This window comes from Bacillus timonensis (assembly GCF_000285535.1).
GTDB lineage: Bacteria > Bacillota > Bacilli > Bacillales > Bacillaceae_L > Ferdinandcohnia > Ferdinandcohnia timonensis.
Genome location: NZ_HE610988.1, coordinates 445,073 through 463,813, shown reverse-complemented (window position 1 = coordinate 463,813; position 18,741 = coordinate 445,073). Strand labels below are relative to the sequence as shown.

Sequence of the window (18,741 nt, the reverse complement as noted above, 5' to 3'; positions counted from 1 at the left end):
AAAGCTCGCCGTTTGGCGAGCTTTTTAGTTATACTTAGTTTTCAATGTCTAGCTCCAGGGCGCCATCGGCTCGAGGTCACAGACCAATCGCTTCTCAAAGGCAAAGACCGTCTTCTGTCAGCGCTTGTCTTGTGCTTGTCGCCGATAATCGGAGGCATTAAGCTGTTCTTCTTTATAAAGCTGTCCTTTTTCAACATATTCACGGCGGATTCTAGCCATGTCTTTCTTATCTTCTTCGTTTAATTCACGTATCACCTTAGCGGGTCGCCCAAATGCAAGAGTGTTGGGCGGGATTTTTTTACCTTGTGGTACAAGACTTCCTGCACCAATAAAAGCACCTTCGCCAATCTGAGCACCATCAAGAATAATGGACCCCATCCCAATTAAGGCATTATTGCGAATGATTGAGCTATGTAGTATAACCTGATGTCCAATTGTGACATCATCTTCAATAATTAATGGATTATTAGGGCTTTGATGTAGTGTTGAGTTGTCCTGGATGCTCACTCTTTTTCCGATAATTGTTGGTGCTACATCACCTCGAATAACAGTATTAAACCAAATATTCGTATCTTCACCAATTTTCACATCACCCGTTACCGTCACATAGTCCGCAATAAATACAGAGTCTGCAATTTGCGGATATTTCCCTTTGTATGGATAAATCATAATAGGTACATCCTTTCTTTGAAACCATTATTTTAATTGTTTGATATTCGATAAAAAATCATTTAAGGTAAGTGTATCAACTTTTACAAGTGTCGTAAATCAACATATTTTGAATGTTCCAACAAAATGAGGTGATATCTATGGTGCCAACACAACCCATTAGTTTAATGAAGAAAGTGTATCGTAAGGTATTTCCGATTGTACACCGTGAACTAGCTATGTGGAAAAAGAAAGCCGAAGAGATTCCAAACGAAGAGCTTCGGAAGCAGGCCCTGGCTAGTATAAAGACAAAAACATTTCACTGTGAAGGTGGAGCAATTCTTGCCTTATTATCAGAAGGGAAAATGGAGGAGTGCATCCGTTTTATTGTTGCCTATCAAACCATTAGTGACTATCTAGACAATCTTTGTGACCGCAGTACTTCTTTAGATCCTGTCGATTTTCGTTCACTTCACGACTCCATGCCTGATGCATTACGACCAGGGCAGCCAACAAAGAACTATTATCAATATCGTATTGAACAAGAGGATGGTGGTTACTTAGAGAGTCTAGTTCTAACCTGTCAGGATGTTCTTCATAATATCAATCATTATGATAAGATTGCGATTTATTTACAGGAGTTAGCAAGCTATTATTGTGATTTGCAAATACATAAGCATGTAAAAGTAGAAGAACGTGTACCAAGACTTGAGAACTGGTTTAAAAGTCATCAAGGTAATTTGCCTCAAATGGAATGGTATGAGTTCTCAGCGTGTTCAGGTTCTACATTAGGTATTTTTTGTTTAGTGGCCTATGCCTTTCATGAAGAATTTAACGAAGATATGGCAATTAAGATTCGAAATGGATATTTTCCTTATATTCAAGGCCTCCATATTCTTCTTGATTATTTCATCGATCAAGAAGAAGACCGTCTGGGTGGAGATTTGAATTTCTGTTTTTACTATCCACATGAAAACGAATTAGTCAATCGCCTTAAGCATTTTATAATGGAAGCTGATAAGCATACTGCCGGATTACCGAATGAAAAATTCCACCGAATGATTAATCGTGGTTTATTAGGCCTCTATTTATCAGATGAAAAGGTAAGGACTCAGCGAAGTGTATTAAAAATTGCAAAGAAAATGATTAAAATTGGTGGGAAGACATCTTTTTCTTTTATGTCAACGGACGAGCCTACCGTAGATTTCAACATGTACTTGGATAAGAAAAGATAGAGCTGCACCGCTCTATCTTTGTTTTATATAGGAAATCAGTGAATAAACATTACCAGACGGTCTTGAAAACGCTTGTTAGACAAAGTGTGTGGCCGAGAGAGGCCAGCAACGTAGGCTGCAGCGTTTGTCAACAGACTGATCTTTATCTTTTTTCAATGGCGATTATAAATGGTGGATTGTTAATTTGATTCATAAATTGGTACATGAGAACATGCGCACGTTTTTGATCAAGTGTTGAACAATAATCCAAGAGTCGATCCCGTTCTATTGCTCCTTCTTCATGACCGTGATAAACAACAATTACAATAATTCCTTCAGGCTTCATAACGGAAAGTAAGTGCTCTATCGCTTCAATTGTGGAAGTAGGCTTCGTGACAATTTCCTTATTTCCTCCTGGTAAATACCCTAAATTAAATACAGCTCCGGAAATATTTCCATGGGTTTCTGTTGGAATTGTGGTTAATAGTTGATCATGGCTTTTATGAAATAAGCTAACACGATTTAGAAGGTCTTGTTCTCGTAACCGAGCGGTCGTATTGTCGATTGCTTCTTTTTGAATATCAAAGCCGAAAACATGTCCAGTTTCACCTACTAATGAAGCAAGCATTGCCGTGTCATGACCATTTCCGATTGTAGCGTCAACAGCGTAATCCCCTTCATTGATAGCGCGTTGAAGGAGGTTTCTTGCAAATGGAAGAATGCGATCTAATTTCATACGTTTTCCGCAACCTTTTTAAAATATTTTCCTTGATAACTGTCTCGTCGTAGCAATTCAGCATCAATCGTGTTCAATACCTCCCATTTATTGACACTCCACATCGGTCCTACCATTAAGTCTATAGGGCCATCCCCTGTGATACGGTGAACAATCATTTCGGGAGGTAAAATTTCAAGTTGGTCACATACTAATTGTACATAGTCATCGAACGCGAGAAATTTTAATAATCCTTTTTCGTATTGTTTGACCATCGGCGTACCTTTTAATAAATGAAGTAAGTGAATTTTTATGCCCTGTACATCAAGTTTTGCAACTTCATAAACTGTTTCCATCATCATCTCTGGTGTTTCCTGTGGAAGTCCATTAATAATATGTGAGCAAATCCTAATATTATGTTTACGAAGCTTATTTACACCATCAACATAACATTGAAAATCATGGGCACGATTGATTAGTTGTGCTGTTTTTTCATGAACGGTTTGTAAACCCAGCTCAACCCATAGATAGGTTCGTTCATTCAGCTCTGCTAAATATTCGACAACATCATCTGGAAGGCAATCTGGTCTTGTAGCAATCGAAATGCCAACAACTCCTTCTTGCTGTAAAACGGGTTCGAATCTTTTCCGCAATACCTCAACGGGTGCATGAGTATTTGTAAAGGCCTGAAAATATGCCATGTATTTTCCGTCCTTCCACTTTTCATGCATTTTATTTTTAATGGAATGGAATTGTGTGAGAATATCATCTGCACGGTTTCCTGCAAAATCGCCTGATCCTGATGCACTACAAAAGGTACAACCACCATGTGCAACTGTTCCATCTCGATTTGGGCAATCAAATCCTCCGTCAAGCGCAACTTTAAATACTTTATGTCCAAATGTATTTCGTAAATGATAATTCCATGTATGATAACGTTTATTATCTGTTGAGTATGGAAATGGATTCATTTGAGGCATTATACGCCCCTCCTAACTATTCAAAATACCTACGTTAAAGTTTAACATGGAGACTTTTAAGAACTCAAATGGTTTTCAAAAGAGTAAAGACTAAGAACGCAAAGTCTACGTGGCAACGGCTTTGTAATTCCCCCCATATGGCTTCATAAATTGGAAATAAGTTTTCTGAGAGAAGAAATTGAGGATGAACACACTATAAAAGAGAAAGCTTTCATTTCTCATTTCGTATTGTAGGAGGGAGAAAAATGGCTACTCGACAATCGGTAGAGGCATTTATTCAGCGTTGTGAAGATTCAATCCGTAATGCCCAAGAACAAATGACGATTGCAAGAAGACAAGAAGCTTATAATACAACAGAGTATACGGGTGCACAAATGCAACTGGAGGAAGTCACAAACGAATTAGCAAAACTAGCCCAAAGCTGTAATGACCAGCAACGTGAGCAATTGCACCGGATGCGACTTCAACTGCAACAACTCCAAAATGATATGACTTTAGATGCGAATATCATTCAAGAGTATAAAATGTAGGGGATGAGGATATGAAAAAACGTTCAGATCAAAACAACCCAGAGCAAAAAACGAAAAACGGTATAAATAGCAATGATGTGGAATTTGGACAGGATTTTGATCCTGTTAAAAAATCAAAGCAAAACTACCTAAAAAAAGGGCAGCCAGTTAAATCAAAGCAGCGTCCTGAATAAACAAGAACCGACAAGTGGATTTCACTTGTCGGTTCTTTACATACCTTAAACATGTCCATTTATCGGAATACTTTTTTAAATTGATTAAAGATATGGAAAGGAATAAAATAAATTTTGATATGCGAAGATACGTATAAAAAAGGGAGGTGCCCGTATGCCGAAAGCACTTTGGATGATCATTATTGGAATGGTTATCAATGTGACTGGTTCATCTTTTTTATGGCCGTTAAATGCCATTTATATTCATGGCCATCTTGGAAAAACTTTATCTATTGCAGGACTTGTGTTAATGGTAAATGCGGGTGCAACCGTTATTGGTAATTTAGTAGGTGGCGTATTATTTGATAAAATTGGTGGGTACAAGGCGATACTAGCAGGAATTTTAATCTCGTTAGTGGCTCTTACTGGACTTACCTTTTACCATGGTTGGCCACATTATGTTATTTTCCTAACCATCATTGGTCTTGGTACAGGAATGGTTTTTCCAGCGATGTTTGCAATGGCGGGTGCTGTTTGGCCAGAAGGTGGGAGAAAGGCATTTAATGCCGTTTATATTGCTCAAAACCTTGGTGTTGCGATTGGGTCAGGGCTCGGTGGGTTTGTTGCATCTTATTCATTTGATTATATTTTTATGGCAAACACAATTATGTATGTCTTATTTTTCTTAGTGGCGGTGTTCGGTTATCGCGGAATTCATGCCGAGAAAGCAACCCAATCGAGCTTAATAGAACAATCTAAAACAGTAAAAAACCGGTCAAAATTAACTGCATTGTTAATTCTTTGTATAGGTTATGTGTTATGTTGGGTGGCCTATGTACAATGGCAGGCAACTATTTCAAGCTATACTCAAGACATCGGAATTACTTTAAAGCAATATAGCTTATTATGGACAGTGAATGGTGGTTTAATTGTTCTCGGGCAGCCATTGCTGAACATGGTGATAAAATACTTTGCAAAATCCTTGAAAAAACAAATTATCATAGGAATTCTTATTTTTATTTGTTCGTTTCTCATTGTCTCGACAGCTGGTTCATTTAGTGGATTTCTAGTAGCGATGATTATCTTAACAGTAGGTGAAATGTTTGTTTGGCCTGCAGTTCCTACGATTGCAAATGATCTTGCCCCAAAAGGAAGAGAAGGCTTTTATCAAGGAATTGTAAATAGTACTGCAACCGGTGGCAGAATGATTGGACCTGTCCTTGGTGGATTGCTTGTTGATTTATGGGGAATGAGCATGTTATTTACAGTCCTAGCAGTATTATTATTTGTTTCAATTTTTACAACTGTCATTTATGACAAAAAGCTCAGAGATAAAAGCAATATTGTCCTAAGAGCGAAGGCCTGATACATCGGTTGTATCGGGTCTTCTTTTTTTATTGGCCTCTTTAATGAATTCATATTCAGATGATATGATGAGAGTAAGGGGAGAGTGTGGGAAAATGTTTAATCATGATGATATGGAATTCAAAAATAAAATACTCGAGACGATCATTGATAGCGCCTATGAATGGATTGTTGTGGTGAATCATCAAGGAAACATTGTTTACATTAACAAAAATTACTGTGAATTTTTAGAGGTCAATCGTGAAGAAGTAATTGGAACACACGTAACAGAAGTCATAGAGAATAGTAGGATGCACATTGTAGTTCAAACTGGGGAAGAAGAGATTGGCAGCCCGCATTATATTAAAGGAAATTATATGATTGCAAATCGAATTCCGATTTATTTAGATAACAAAATTATTGGTGCTGTTGGAGCAGTTATTTTTCGAGATACAAAGGCATTAAGTAAAATGAACAGTCATATAAAGAGCTTGATGTCACAGTTCCAAACATATATTGAAGATTGGCAGGAGAGTAATGGAGCGAAATATACACTAAATGATATTAAGACCGCTTCAAGACAAATTCTTGAATTAAAAGAAAAAGTGAAGAATATCGCTTCAGGGGATATTTCCGTTTTAATAAGAGGAGAAAGCGGAACCGGCAAAGAATTATTTGCACATAGTATTCATCAATTGAGTGAGAGGAGCCAAAATCCTTTTATAAAAATCAATTGTGGGGCAATCCCGGAACACTTATTAGAATCCGAGTTGTTCGGGTATGAAGAAGGTGCATTTACCGGTGCAAAAAAGGGTGGAAAAAAAGGGAAGTTTGTACTCGCACATGGCGGAACCATTTTTTTAGATGAAGTTGGAGATATGCCATTGCATATGCAAATTAAGTTATTGCGAGTACTTCAGGAAAAAGAAGTCGAGCCAGTTGGAGCATTGAATCCGATTCCTGTGGATGTTCGTGTAATTGCAGCGACAAATCGGCCATTGGAGCAAATGATTGTAGAAAAACGATTTAGGGAGGATTTATTTTACCGAATCAATGTGATCCCGTTTACAATCCCTCCACTTCGAGAAAGACCAGAGGATATTGAACCCTTAACAAAGTTCTTTGTTGAAAGAACTTCAAAACGAACTGGAAAGCGAATAACCTCTATTGATGAAGAAGTTATGAACATATTTCAGGCACACCAATGGCCTGGAAATCTGCGTGAACTTGAAAATGTCATTGAAGCATCTATCCATTTAACAACAGGTGAGAAAATTGAAATTGAATCATTACCAGATTATTTAATGGATGATCCGAAATTATTAATTGGACAAAAAACATTGAAGGAAATCCTTGACGATACTGAAAAAAGAGTCCTTGCTAAAACATTACAAAAATATCATAATGATAAACAATTAGCTGCGAAAGCACTCGGTATAAGTAAGTCTAGTATGTACGAAAAACTTAAAAGTTAAAACTAGAAATATAGATTCCAGATTTCCGGAACTCGATTCCGGTTATCTGGAATCTTTTTTTAGCCCAATCATATAGGTTTTCATTCGAAATTAAAAATCTAGCATTCCAGAAAACTGGAATATACTAAATCATTTGAACTTAATATTTGGCGATTTTATGACTTTTCATAAGTTGGCACGCCACTTGCAAAAGTATTAGTTGAAAATTTTATCTAAATGGATGGTGATAAATCATGAAAATTCAATGAGTCAGTAATAATTACCAAACGACAATCAAAGAATTGAAAACGGTTACTTAATTAAGTGAGGGGGATACAAAATGCTTAGTATGATAGGGCTGATTGGCGGCCTAGTGCTGCTTATTGTTCTAACAATGAGGGGAATGAACCTTTTAATAGCGGGACCTTTATGTGCTTTGTTTGTTGCAGTGTTAAGTGGATTGCCATTATTTCCGCAGTTGGTGGGTGAGGGGGAAGCTAATTTTGTTGGAAATTATATGAGTGGATTCTCAAGCTTCGTTACGTCCTGGTACCTCATGTTCCTACTAGGTGCCATCTTTGGAAAGGTGATGGAGGATAGTGGTGCTGCTGATAGTGTATCAAAGTGGATTGTAGATAAACTTGGGATGAGATTTGCCATTTTTGCAATTGTACTTGCCTGTGCAGTTTTAACGTATGGCGGAGTGAGTTTATTCGTCGTAGCGTTCTCTGTTTATCCAATGGCGATTAGCCTATTTAAAGAAGCAAATTTACCGAGAAGATTTATTCCAGCAACATTAGCATTCGGATCTGTAACATTTACAATGACATCTGCTGGATCACCAGAAATCCAAAACTGGATTCCCATCGAATTTTTAGGTACATCACCATTAGCGGGCTGGGAAGTAAGCTTAATTGTTGCGGTATTTATGATGATTTTTGGCGGCTGGTGGTTAAAACGTATGATTAATAAGGCAGTTGCAAGAGGAGAAACGTTTGTTTCAAGGGAAAATGACCCAATTGTTGAAAATAAAGAACTGCCACATCCAATTACAGGACTTATTCCGTTAGTCGTGGTTCTTATTATTTCATTTTTCTTTCATGATAAGCTTGCACAATCTGCCCTCATCATTGCTTTATTAGGTGGGGTTATTTCAACTTATTTATTGAATCGTAAGTATTTTACATCCGTTGGAAAAGCTCTTTCAGATGGAACCATGGGTGCGTTGATAGCAATCGGCAATACAGCAGCCGTAGTTGGTTTTGGTGGAGTTGCAAAAGCAGTGCCTGCATTTCAAGTGGCAGTTGATGCGATGACAAATATACCTGGAAGTCCTTTAATTGGAGGAGCAATCGCAGTTAGTGTTATTGCCGGGATGACAGGATCTGCTTCAGGAGGTCAAGCAATTGCACTACCACTTCTAGCTCCGCATTACATGGATTTAGGGGTTAATCCAGAAGCCCTTCATAGGGTTGCTGCTATTTCCTCAGGTGCTTTAGATTCACTTCCACATAATGGCTATGTAGTAACTACCGTTCGCTCTATTTGTGGAGAGTCACATAAGGATGCATATGGTGCGGTTGGAGCGTTAACTGTGATTGTTCCAACAATAGGGGTAGCTATCGCTATTATTTTATTCTCATTAGGTCTCGGAATTTAGGAGGACATTATGGTTAAAAATCAAGTCATTTTAATCACCGGTGCTGCACGTGGGATTGGCTTTGAAATCGGAAAAATCTTTGCTGAAAATGGCGCACGTGTGGTGTTAACAGATATAGATGCCGCAGAGGTGAAAAATTCTGCATTACAGCTTCAAAAATCAGGTTATGAAGCAATCGGATTAAAATGTAATGTTACAAATGAGGCAGAAATAATTGAGATGATTAATCATGCAGTTTCGAGGTACGGAAGGATTGATTGTTTAATCAATAATGCAGGGCTTCAGCATGTATCCCCAATTGAAGAATTTCCAAAAGAAAAGTTTGAACTTTTACTATCAGTTATGCTAACAGCACCGTTTGTAACGACCAAGCATATTTTTCCGATTATGAAACAACAGAAATTTGGTCGGATAATTAATATGGCATCCATTAATGGTTTAATAGGCTTTGCTGGAAAAGCTGCTTATAATAGTGCAAAGCATGGTGTAATTGGATTAACAAAGGTTGCGGCCTTAGAAGGTGCAGAGCATGGGATTACTGTGAATGCTGTCTGCCCTGGGTATGTAGATACACCACTTGTGAGAAACCAGTTAGTAGATTTAGCTAAGACAAGAAATGTTGATGTGGAAAAAGTGTTAGAAGATGTTATTTACCCACTCGTGCCACAAAAACGTTTATTAGCAGTAAATGAGATCGCGAATTATGTGCTATTTTTAGCAAGTGAGCATGGAAAGGGAATAACAGGTCAGGCTTGTGTAATCGATGGAGGTTATACGGCTCAATAGAAATAGAAAAAGAATCTCAGAATTTGAGATTCTTTTTCTGCTTTTTTTCTATTTTTATGGTAAACTTTATATAGACTTTTTTGGTTGACCGTGTAAAGGAGTGCCGGTTGTGTACTTTTTTATAGGGTCTTTTTTAATGCCCAGCTGCTGCACTTCCATCATCTTTTCCATCTGCAGTCACCTTTAACAATGCTGCTGCTCCTTTTTGAACGTGGTTAAATTGATGGGTAACGATTGAGTATGTTCCTTCTTTCATTACGGTGAATTCTACAACTGCTCCACCGCTTGCAGGAAGCATAACTGTTTGTAGTCCTTCCATATGATTGTATGGGTTACCGTCGATATACACGTCGTCAAATATTGTACCTACTACATGGAAAGAGCTCACTTCATTTGGACCTACATTATTAATGTAAAGTCTAACCTTGTCTCCTACTTTTGCAAGTAGTGGTGTTTCTTTTAATGAGAAAGTATCACCATTCGTATTTAAGTCTCCTTCTTTAAGAGCTTTTGTTGAAAATACGACTTGGCTAGGTACACCGTTTGTCATGTCATCTAAATCATTGTATTTATACCATTCGTTTTGGATGATAAGGTATTCTCTATCAATCTCATTATCTGTCGGATAGCCATTTTTCGGTTTTACAATAATGGTTCCATGCATGCCGTTTGCAATATGTGATAACACAGGTTTTGTACCACAGTGATACATGAAAACTCCCGGTTTGTTTGCTGGATAAGAGAATGTTCCACTCTCATCTGGCATTACATCAATGAAATCCTTTGAAGGTGAAGCATGTACAGCGTGAAAGTCCATGCTGTGAGGGATAGCTGGATCCATATTTTTAAGTGTAAAATTAATGGTGTCACCTTCGTTTACAACTACCACAGGTCCTGGTGCTTCCCCATTAAAGGTCCATGCTTTGTAGGTGTAGCCTTTATCAATTTCAATGTCAGTAATCTGTGCAGTCATCTCAACGTTTACAACATCCTCAGAAACTCTTTCTACTTTTAATGGAACAGGTTCTTGGTTAAGGTCTTTGTGTGGGGCGATAATTTCCCCTGTCATTGTATCTGAAGCAGTTGTTTCTGCCTCGACCTTCTTTTCTAATGCTACCTCTTGCTTCCCACAACCAGATAAAACAATTGAAGTTCCCACCAAAGATGCGAGTAACCATTTCACTTTCTTGTTCATACTGTTTACCCCCTTGAACTCGGTTATTGTTTGGTTTTTCATTTCCTTCTACACCTTTATCATATTCAGAGGGGGGACCCTGAAGAGTGATATAAATCACGTTTTTCGTCTTAATCTGTGTACAGTTTGTGAAAGGGTGAGCATATAAGCAACTTTCCAATAGTGATAAGGGTTTAAACGCCCTTTTTATGCATGTTTTAGACAATAATCTTTCACACTTTTCTTGCTGTTGAATATGTTTAGGTAATAAAAATATGGGAATAATGGTGGAGGAAAAGCCCAAGTTTTTCTATTTTACTTGCAGTTCTTACACAAATTCTATACAATACTGAATATACTCAATAAATTGAAGAGGCGTTGAAAAGGAGTAGTAATGTTCTACATACGTGTTAGAGAGTTGACGGATGGTGCAAGTCAATCGTTGATGAACATGAACTCGCCTTTGAGCAATAAGCATGAAATGCCAAAAGTAAACTAGTGCTTATCGTATGGTCCGCGTTAAGGATAAATGAAGTGAGTGCACAATTTGTCACTAATGTGGGTGGTACCGCGGGAAGAATACATATCCTCTCGTCCCTTTTGGGATTAGAGGTTTTTTGTTTTTTATAGGTTTTTTTATCTGATTAAGGAGGAAGTCTTATGAGTTTTAATCACCAAAAGATTGAGAAAAAGTGGCAGCAGTACTGGGAACAAAACAAAACATTTAAGACAACTGAAGACAAAGGAAAGCGCAAATTTTATGCATTAGATATGTTCCCATATCCTTCAGGTGCTGGACTACATGTAGGCCACCCAGAGGGGTATACAGCTACTGATATTTTAGCGAGAATGAAGAGAATGCAAGGGTACAATGTACTTCACCCAATGGGATGGGATGCATTCGGGTTACCAGCAGAGCAATATGCGTTAGATACAGGAAACGACCCTGCTGAATTCACCGAGAAAAATATCAATACTTTCCGACGTCAAATTAAGGAACTCGGATTTTCATATGATTGGGATCGTGAAATTAATACAACAGATCCTAACTACTATAAATGGACTCAATGGATCTTCACAAAGCTATATGAGAAAGGTTTAGCATATGTGGATGAAATTCCTGTTAACTGGTGTCCGGCACTAGGTACAGTATTAGCAAACGAAGAAGTAATTGATGGAAAAAGTGAGCGCGGAGGCCATCCAGTAGAAAGACGCCCTATGAGACAGTGGGTATTACGAATAACTGCATATGCTGAGCGTTTACTTGAAGATTTAGAAGAACTTGATTGGCCGGAAAGCTTAAAGGAAATGCAACGCAACTGGATTGGTCGTTCTGAAGGAGCGCATGTTACATTTTCCATTGATGGGCATGATGAAACATTCACTGTATTTACAACGCGTCCGGATACTTTATTTGGTGCTACTTATGCGGTACTTGCTCCTGAGCATCCATTTGTTGATAAAATCACGACACCTGAGCAAAAGGCAGCAGTTAATGCCTACTTAGACAAAATCAAGAGTAAGAGTGATTTAGAACGTACAGACTTAGCAAAAGAGAAAACGGGTGTATTCACAGGTGCCTATGCAATCAACCCTGTAAACCAAGAAAAAATGCCAATTTGGATTGCGGATTACGTCCTAATGAGCTATGGAACAGGTGCAATTATGGCAGTTCCAGCCCATGATGAGCGTGACTATGAATTTGCCGTGAAATTTGAGTTACCGATTAAAGAGGTCGTTGCCGGTGGAGATGTTTCCAAGGAGGCATATATTGGCGATGGTGGCCATGTTAATTCAGGCTTCTTAAATGGTTTAAATAAAGAAGAAGCAATTAGTAAAATGATTGCTTGGCTTGAAGAAAATAAGATTGGTAAAAAGGAAATTACCTACAAACTACGTGATTGGTTATTTAGTCGTCAGCGTTATTGGGGTGAACCGATTCCTATCATTCAATGGGAAGATGGAACTATGACTACTGTTCCGGAGGAAGAGCTTCCGCTTATGCTTCCAAAAACGAAGGAAATCAAACCATCAGGAACTGGAGAATCACCACTAGCAAATATCTCTGAATGGGTAAATGTCGTTGATGAAAAGACAGGTAAAAAAGGTCGTCGTGAAACAAACACAATGCCACAATGGGCAGGTAGCTGCTGGTACTATTTACGTTATATTGACCCACACAATGAAGAAGCTCTGGCTGACCCAGAAAAATTAAAAGAATGGTTACCAGTTGATATATATATCGGTGGGGCAGAGCATGCCGTTCTTCACTTGTTATATGCAAGATTTTGGCATAAGGTACTTTATGATATTGGCGTGGTTTCAACGAAAGAACCATTCCAAAAGCTTTTCAACCAAGGGATGATTCTTGGAGAAGGTAACGAAAAAATGAGTAAGTCAAAAGGAAATGTTGTAAACCCTGATGATATTATTCATTCTCATGGTGCAGATACACTTCGTTTATACGAAATGTTCATGGGACCATTAGATGCTTCTATCGCATGGTCAACAAACGGCCTTGATGGTTCTCGTCGTTTCCTTGATCGGATTTGGCGTTTACTTATCGATGACAATGGAAACATCTCATCAAAAGTAAAAGCTGATTCAAATGATACTTCACTTGAACGGGTGTATCACCAAACAGTGAAAAAGGTGACAGAGGATTACGAAGCATTACATTTTAATACTGCCATTTCACAATTAATGGTGTTTATCAATGATGCTTACAAGGCATCTGAATTACCAAAGCCATTCATTGAAGGATTTGTAAAATTACTTGCTCCAGTTGCTCCACACCTTGCGGAAGAGCTTTGGGAAAAGCTTGGTAATACAGGAACAATTGCCTATGAATCATGGCCAGCATTTGATGAAGCAAAATTAGTGGAATCTGAAATTGAGATTGTCATTCAGGTCAATGGAAAAGTGAAAGCAAAGCTTCATGTTCCTGCTGATGCATCAAAAGAAGTACTTGAACAAATTGCAATGGGTGCTGATCCAGTCAAAGAACAGATTGAAGGTAAAACAGTTCGTAAAGTGATTGCTGTACCTGGAAAACTAGTGAATATCGTAGCGAATTAATACGAAAGCCCTCCACTTGGAGGGCTTTAAATATGTAAAGAGAATGCCAAATTTTGCTATCGGGTTCGGATTTTGAATACAAAAACTAAATTAGCACACCAAGTAACAGCGCTATTCGCAACTGAATTGAACTGCTTCTTTTTTATTGATGTATTTGGGGTTTATTAAAATAAACGGTAAATCCGCCCTGACTTTAAAGCGGTGTCATATGTTTTTGTCACCATGAAAATTCGTATGCTACTTGTTAGGCGTATTGGTGTGCTACAAATGATTTTTAACTAGCAGGGGTGAGTGTTGATGTCTGAAAGGCAGATAAATGAAGCAGACATTCTCTCTTATCCAAAATTGAGTTACTTCTGATTGTTTAAATAAGGGAAGCTTTTTCCCTTATTCCACAGAACAGTGCTTGGTTCGGGAGATATAAGGGGAGTTTTTCCGCTAAAGCAATGCCAAATGGTCAATTTTCGTGTTTTTTGAGTATATAGGGGGAATTTTTCCCTCTATTTCATCTGTTTTTCGTTCTATTTCCTTAATAAGAGAAATTTCTCCCTTAATTTTTCGTAGCTTATTTGCTAGTAATATTTGAAGACCCTGAAAACTCTAACCGGTATTTATCTTGGGATAAAAAAGCTTGGAGCATATGTCTCCAAGCTTTTTACCTTTCAGATTTACTTGCTAATTTGCTTTTAATTATGGTGCGAATTACTTATAGGAAAAGAAATGTTCCTTCATATTTTGTACTACAAAACAGAACCCGTTAAAATTTGTCATCCTTTTTACACTTACTCAACCATTTCAGATTGAAGGTAGTGATAAATTAATTTTGTCGTATTTTCAATTGAGTCCTTATGTGTACGCTCAAAGGCATGTGAAGAATCAATTCCAGGCCCGATTAATCCATGGATGATGTCGTGTCCTGAACGAATTGCAGCAGATGCGTCAGAGCCGTAATAAGGGTAAATGTCTAATTTATACCCAATCTCATGTTTTTCAGCAAGCTGGACAAGCTTTTTACGGAAAGCATAATGATAGGGTCCACTCGCGTCCTTTACACAAATGGAAACTGTATATTCATCTGTTGATTGACCATCCCCCATTGCCCCCATATCGACTGCTAAATATTCAACTGTTTCAGGAGTAATATTAGAGTTTCCACCATACCCAATTTCCTCATTATTTGAAATAAGGAAATGAGTCGTATAAGGAAGTTCGATGTTTTCTTGTTTGATTTGTTTGATTAATTGAAGTAGAATTCCAACACTAGCTTTGTCATCTAAATGTCGAGACTTGATAAAGCCGTTGGATGTTACTTCAACCCGCGGGTCAAATGAAACAAAGTCACCAACCTCAATTCCAAGTGCTCGAACCTCGTCCGCATTTTTTACTTTTTCATCGATACGGACCTCCATATTTTCTTGGTTACGCTCAGCTTTTCCAGCATCTTTATAAACGTGTACAGATTGCTGATGCATCAGGATTGTACCAGTATAGAATTTTCCTGTTGACGTCTCAATGCGGCAATATTCTCCTTCAATGGAGTTATATTTAAAGCCCCCAATGAGATCAAGTTTTAAGCGACCACTAGGTTTGATTTCTTTTACGATAGCTCCCAATGTGTCAACATGGGCTGTAAGCATACGATGTTTTTGAGTATCTTTTCCAGGGATGGTAGCAATAAGACCGCCCTTACGATTTCTGTATGTATCCACATTTGCTTCAGCAAGAAGTTTTTCAACGTATGTAATAACTTCATTTGTATTACCAGATGGACTTGGAATTGAAACAAGTTCTTTTATGAGTTGAATGGTTTCATCAATATTCGGATAAGTCAACTTCATTTCCCCCTAATTATGGAATGCGCCTTGGCGTATTTGTGCTCGATTTTTTGGCCCACAGGAAGTGGATTACTTAGTCTTTGATTTAAACTGCTCGAAAAATGACTCTTGAAAAATCGTGGCATCTGTCGAAGGCTTTAACTTCTATTCAGATGTAATAAACCCCTACAGATTTTATACTCTTATTGCATTTATCCCACCACTTAAAAAGTTAAGGGTCTTCTGCTGAATAAAGGTAAGCTAGTTTTATCTTACTCCTTTTTATATTGAAATTCTAGTTTTACAAAACGTGGAAAATTGTATTCCATATTTTCTCTTTGTTATAATAGTCGAGATGAGTAACTGAAAGGATGGTACCTATGATTGAAGAAATCACAACAGAAGAGCTGAAACAAAAGCTTAAAAATGGTGAAAAATTAGAGCTTGTCGATGTTCGGGAAGATGAGGAAGTAGCAGAGGGCATGATCCCTGGAGCAAAGCATATTAAAATGGGTGAAATTCCAGATAATCTAGAGTATTTTGATAAGGACAAAGAATATATCATCATTTGCCGTTCTGGTGGCAGAAGCTTCAACGTCTGTTCCTATCTAGATGACCAAGGATACAAAGTACGAAACATGGTCGGTGGAATGATGAATTGGACAGGGGAAACAAAATAAGAAAGATTTTTTGTAACTTGCTCCGTTAATGGAGTAAATTAGACGTTAGCGTGAATTCTTATAAGAATTCACGCTTTTTTTCTTTTTTAGAAAGTATACGGTTGCGAAACAACAACAATATATTAATAATAAATAATTATTTATTGAAAAACAATAAAATATTCGATAAAATCAAAGTAAGATGTTAACCGAAAGTCTACATTTACAGGAGGAAAATATGACACTTTTTTTATTGCTCGGTGTATTTTTGTTAATTATTGTGGGTATTAATCGAAACAAACTTGTGACTATTATTGGTCCTAATAATAGTCTAGTAAAAAAACTATCAAGCTTTGGGTGGTTCCAAAACCCATGGCTTAGCGGGTTATTTTTATTTGTGTTAAATGCTTTTTTATTTGGCACGACTGTACTCATACTCTTTGGTTTGAATTTCCTACTAATCCCATATATCCATTTATTCATTATGGTAGGGGCTGTTATCGTAAGTTTGGTATCCTGGATTATTCTACTATATGCTTGGAATGGTGATAAAAAGGGACGAATCCTAAGAGGGTTTGTCGGCAGTAGTTTTTATTTACTACTCACACTAGTTTTCACCTACATGATTGTTACACTTGAACCACAATTTCCTGGGGATGATACATTTATGGCATTTATCGGACTTGTCATGGCTATCATAGTAACAATAGTAGCTTTCATTACTTGCTTTTTATTTACCGGCTTGTTTGAAAGAAAGGAAATGAACTAATTTTCTTGGTGGTATTGATAAGGCATAACCTTTGGGTTAAATTGGAAAATGGTGTGGTATAAGGATTGGATAAGGTATAACTTTTGGGTTAAACTGGAAAATGACGCAGCATAAGTGTAAGATAAGGTATGACCTTTGGATAAAAAAGGAAAATATCGTGATGAAAGTATCAGATAAGGTGTAGTTTTTGGATTGAATTGGAAATATCCTAGATTAAAAGCTTATAATTCTAAAACTCTGTCAATACTAGTGGTGGAGGTGGAGTTATGGCATTGAAAGTGAAGGTTTTTGATGAAGAACATGAAGAGGATTTAGAGCATGAGATGAACCGTTTTTTACAAAAAATTGATGAGCGGGATGTGATCGAAGTTAAATTCCAGGTCGGCGTTTCCTGTGATCAAGAGGATGACCAAATTTTTTGTTTTTCAGCAATGATTATATATAGAGCCTAACCCACAAAAATGAGTGTGAGTGAGGCTCTTTTTTAGTTTCGTAAATCCATGGCTTGTTTTCCTGCATTATCACCAGCTAATCTGCCTGTAACAAAAGCTGAAGTAATATTGTAACCACCTGTATATCCGTGAATATCAAGGATTTCTCCGCAGAAAAAGAGTCCTTTCATTAATTTAGATTCCATTTCCTTAGGATGAATTTCTTTTATCGACACCCCACCACCTGTTACAAATGCCTTTTCGATTGGCAAGGTCCCGTTGACTGTGAACTGAAATTGTTTGCAATCCTTAGCAAATGACCGAATCCGATCGTGGGATAAATTTGCAAACGTAACCTGAGGGTCAATCTCATTCTTCTCCAATAAAAACAAAAGATATCGTTCTGGTAGAAATCCTTTTACTATATTTTTTAATGCTTTCTTTGGGTCTTCTTTTGCTAGTTTTAAAATTTGCTGAAAAATTTGCTCCTCATTCATCGTTGGAAGTGCATCAATACTCATGACTACACGGTCCACTTTGAATTTCTTCATGGTCTTAACAACAAATTGGCTACACCGTAATACAGCAGGTCCAGAAATTCCAAAATGAGTGAACAGCATGTCCATTTGATGGGTAATCACTGTTTTTCCCTTTGGATTTAAGACACTAACAGCAACATCACGTAGTGCAAGTCCTTGTAACGTTTTGTTTTTAATGAATTCTTCATCCGATGTAACGGGAACCTCGGTTGGGAACAAATCAGTAATTGTGTGTCCGGCTGATTTTGCCCATGCATAGCCGTCTCCTGTAGAACCTGTTTGCGGCACGGACTTGCCACCAACTGCGACAACGATACTGTTTGCTTCGATGTATTCACCATCTTTTAAATGAACACCCGCAACATGCCCATCTTTATATTCAAGTTTAGCAACAGGTGTATTTGTTTTGATATGCACATCTAACGATTCGAGTCGATTTAAAAGTGCATCGACAACAGATTGTGCTTTATTTGTGGTGGGAAACATCCTGCCATGGTCTTCTTCTTTCAATTGAATGCCTAATTTTTCAAAAAATGCGATAATATCTTCGTTGTTGAATACAGAAAATGCACTATACAAAAATCGTCCATTTCCAGGTATATGCTTAATGATTTCATCTATTGGAAGACGATTCGTGACATTGCAGCGCCCTCCGCCTGAAATCGCTAGCTTTCTACCTAGCTTGTTCCCTTTATCTAAAAGGAGAACCTTCGCGCCCTGCTCACCGGCAGCAATCGCAGCCATTAAGCCGGAAGGTCCCCCTCCGATTACAACTACATCATATTGCAAATAGA

The 18,741-nt window shown here is 37.7% G+C and carries 16 protein-coding genes, 1 pseudogene and 1 other annotated feature; of the genes and pseudogenes, 11 read left to right on the top strand and 6 right to left on the bottom strand.

Features of this window, described 5'->3' with window-relative positions:
• Positions 1-117: 117 nt before the first annotated feature.
• Entirely contained in the window at positions 118-669 is a 552-nt protein-coding gene (locus BTHG_RS19845; protein ID WP_010678497.1) for a gamma carbonic anhydrase, read from the bottom strand.
• 140 nt (positions 670-809) lie between these two features.
• Between BTHG_RS19845 and BTHG_RS25460 the strand changes: the two are divergent.
• Positions 810-1,873: pseudogene (locus BTHG_RS25460) on the top strand (tetraprenyl-beta-curcumene synthase family protein).
• 152 nt (positions 1,874-2,025) lie between these two features.
• Here the strand turns inward: BTHG_RS25460 and BTHG_RS19835 are convergent.
• Both BTHG_RS19835 and BTHG_RS19830 read right to left on the bottom strand, forming a co-directional pair.
• Entirely contained in the window at positions 2,026-2,598 is a 573-nt protein-coding gene (locus BTHG_RS19835; protein WP_010678495.1) for a tRNA (mnm(5)s(2)U34)-methyltransferase, read from the bottom strand.
• A complete protein-coding gene (locus BTHG_RS19830) occupies positions 2,595-3,557 on the bottom strand; it encodes a TIGR01212 family radical SAM protein (protein ID WP_010678494.1) in 963 nt (320 codons plus the stop codon). The genes BTHG_RS19835 and BTHG_RS19830 overlap by 4 nt, the downstream gene beginning before the upstream one ends.
• 245 nt (positions 3,558-3,802) lie before the next feature.
• On the opposite strand from BTHG_RS19830, the gene BTHG_RS19825 reads away from it, so the two are divergent.
• From BTHG_RS19825 to BTHG_RS19800, 6 genes are all read left to right on the top strand, one after another.
• Positions 3,803-4,087 carry a YtzC family protein gene (locus BTHG_RS19825; RefSeq protein WP_010678493.1) on the top strand — a complete coding sequence of 95 codons (285 nt, stop codon included), beginning with the start codon at positions 3,803-3,805 and terminating at the stop codon, positions 4,085-4,087.
• 11 nt (positions 4,088-4,098) lie between these two features.
• Entirely contained in the window at positions 4,099-4,260 is a 162-nt protein-coding gene (locus BTHG_RS19820; protein WP_010678492.1) for a hypothetical protein, read from the top strand.
• 154 nt (positions 4,261-4,414) lie between these two features.
• Entirely contained in the window at positions 4,415-5,605 is a 1,191-nt protein-coding gene (locus tag BTHG_RS19815; protein WP_010678491.1) for an MDR family MFS transporter, read from the top strand.
• Between the two features lie 94 nt (positions 5,606-5,699).
• Positions 5,700-7,058, top strand: a complete 1,359-nt coding sequence (locus tag BTHG_RS19810) for a sigma-54 interaction domain-containing protein (protein ID WP_010678490.1) — start codon at positions 5,700-5,702, stop codon at positions 7,056-7,058.
• Between the two features lie 319 nt (positions 7,059-7,377).
• Positions 7,378-8,697, top strand: coding sequence for a GntP family permease (locus BTHG_RS19805; protein WP_010678489.1), 1,320 nt, complete (start codon positions 7,378-7,380; stop codon positions 8,695-8,697).
• Between the two features lie 9 nt (positions 8,698-8,706).
• Positions 8,707-9,483, top strand: coding sequence for a 3-hydroxybutyrate dehydrogenase (locus BTHG_RS19800; RefSeq protein ID WP_010678488.1), 777 nt, complete (start codon positions 8,707-8,709; stop codon positions 9,481-9,483).
• 133 nt (positions 9,484-9,616) lie between these two features.
• Here the strand turns inward: BTHG_RS19800 and BTHG_RS19795 are convergent, their stop codons facing one another.
• On the bottom strand, positions 9,617-10,678 hold the full coding sequence (locus BTHG_RS19795) for a multicopper oxidase domain-containing protein (RefSeq protein WP_010678487.1): 1,062 nt from the start codon (positions 10,676-10,678) through the stop codon (positions 9,617-9,619).
• Between the two features lie 348 nt (positions 10,679-11,026).
• Positions 11,027-11,259, top strand: a binding site (T-box leader).
• A 58-nt stretch (positions 11,260-11,317) separates the two neighbouring features.
• On the opposite strand from BTHG_RS19795, the gene leuS reads away from it, so the two are divergent.
• A complete protein-coding gene (leuS, locus tag BTHG_RS19790) occupies positions 11,318-13,735 on the top strand; it encodes a leucine--tRNA ligase (protein WP_010678486.1) in 2,418 nt (805 codons plus the stop codon).
• Between the two features lie 782 nt (positions 13,736-14,517).
• On the opposite strand, the gene BTHG_RS19785 is transcribed toward leuS, so the two are convergent.
• Entirely contained in the window at positions 14,518-15,573 is a 1,056-nt protein-coding gene (locus tag BTHG_RS19785; RefSeq protein ID WP_187370815.1) for a M42 family metallopeptidase, read from the bottom strand.
• Between the two features lie 356 nt (positions 15,574-15,929).
• Here BTHG_RS19785 and BTHG_RS19780 point away from each other — a divergent pair, with 356 nt between their 5' ends.
• From BTHG_RS19780 to BTHG_RS19770, 3 genes are all read left to right on the top strand, one after another.
• Complete coding sequence (locus BTHG_RS19780) at positions 15,930-16,229, top strand: rhodanese-like domain-containing protein (protein ID WP_010678484.1); 300 nt, start codon at positions 15,930-15,932, stop codon at positions 16,227-16,229.
• 217 nt (positions 16,230-16,446) lie between these two features.
• The gene (locus BTHG_RS19775) at positions 16,447-16,977 is read left to right on the top strand and encodes a hypothetical protein (RefSeq protein WP_010678483.1); all 531 of its coding nucleotides are present in this window, start codon (positions 16,447-16,449) and stop codon (positions 16,975-16,977) included.
• Positions 16,978-17,243: 266 nt separating this feature from the next.
• Entirely contained in the window at positions 17,244-17,429 is a 186-nt protein-coding gene (locus tag BTHG_RS19770; protein WP_010678482.1) for a sporulation protein Cse60, read from the top strand.
• A gap of 32 nt (positions 17,430-17,461) precedes the next feature.
• On the opposite strand, the gene BTHG_RS19765 is transcribed toward BTHG_RS19770, so the two are convergent.
• Positions 17,462-18,736 carry a BaiN/RdsA family NAD(P)/FAD-dependent oxidoreductase gene (locus tag BTHG_RS19765; protein ID WP_010678481.1) on the bottom strand — a complete coding sequence of 425 codons (1,275 nt, stop codon included), beginning with the start codon at positions 18,734-18,736 and terminating at the stop codon, positions 17,462-17,464.
• Positions 18,737-18,741 lie beyond the last annotated feature (5 nt).

Bases quoted from the DNA above. Each gene is read 5' to 3' on its own strand.
- BTHG_RS19845 (WP_010678497.1), bottom strand. From the start codon at position 669: ATGATTTATCCATACAAAGGGAAATATCCGCAAATTGCAGACTCTGTA.
- BTHG_RS19835 (WP_010678495.1), bottom strand. From the start codon at position 2,598: ATGAAATTAGATCGCATTCTTCCATTTGCAAGAAACCTCCTTCAACGC.
- BTHG_RS19830 (WP_010678494.1), bottom strand. From the start codon at position 3,557: ATGCCTCAAATGAATCCATTTCCATACTCAACAGATAATAAACGTTAT.
- BTHG_RS19825 (WP_010678493.1), top strand. From the start codon at position 3,803: ATGGCTACTCGACAATCGGTAGAGGCATTTATTCAGCGTTGTGAAGAT.
- BTHG_RS19820 (WP_010678492.1), top strand. From the start codon at position 4,099: ATGAAAAAACGTTCAGATCAAAACAACCCAGAGCAAAAAACGAAAAAC.
- BTHG_RS19815 (WP_010678491.1), top strand. From the start codon at position 4,415: ATGCCGAAAGCACTTTGGATGATCATTATTGGAATGGTTATCAATGTG.
- BTHG_RS19810 (WP_010678490.1), top strand. From the start codon at position 5,700: ATGTTTAATCATGATGATATGGAATTCAAAAATAAAATACTCGAGACG.
- BTHG_RS19805 (WP_010678489.1), top strand. From the start codon at position 7,378: ATGCTTAGTATGATAGGGCTGATTGGCGGCCTAGTGCTGCTTATTGTT.
- BTHG_RS19800 (WP_010678488.1), top strand. From the start codon at position 8,707: ATGGTTAAAAATCAAGTCATTTTAATCACCGGTGCTGCACGTGGGATT.
- BTHG_RS19795 (WP_010678487.1), bottom strand. From the start codon at position 10,678: ATGAACAAGAAAGTGAAATGGTTACTCGCATCTTTGGTGGGAACTTCA.
- leuS (WP_010678486.1), top strand. From the start codon at position 11,318: ATGAGTTTTAATCACCAAAAGATTGAGAAAAAGTGGCAGCAGTACTGG.
- BTHG_RS19785 (WP_187370815.1), bottom strand. From the start codon at position 15,573: ATGAAGTTGACTTATCCGAATATTGATGAAACCATTCAACTCATAAAA.
- BTHG_RS19780 (WP_010678484.1), top strand. From the start codon at position 15,930: ATGATTGAAGAAATCACAACAGAAGAGCTGAAACAAAAGCTTAAAAAT.
- BTHG_RS19775 (WP_010678483.1), top strand. From the start codon at position 16,447: ATGACACTTTTTTTATTGCTCGGTGTATTTTTGTTAATTATTGTGGGT.
- BTHG_RS19770 (WP_010678482.1), top strand. From the start codon at position 17,244: ATGGCATTGAAAGTGAAGGTTTTTGATGAAGAACATGAAGAGGATTTA.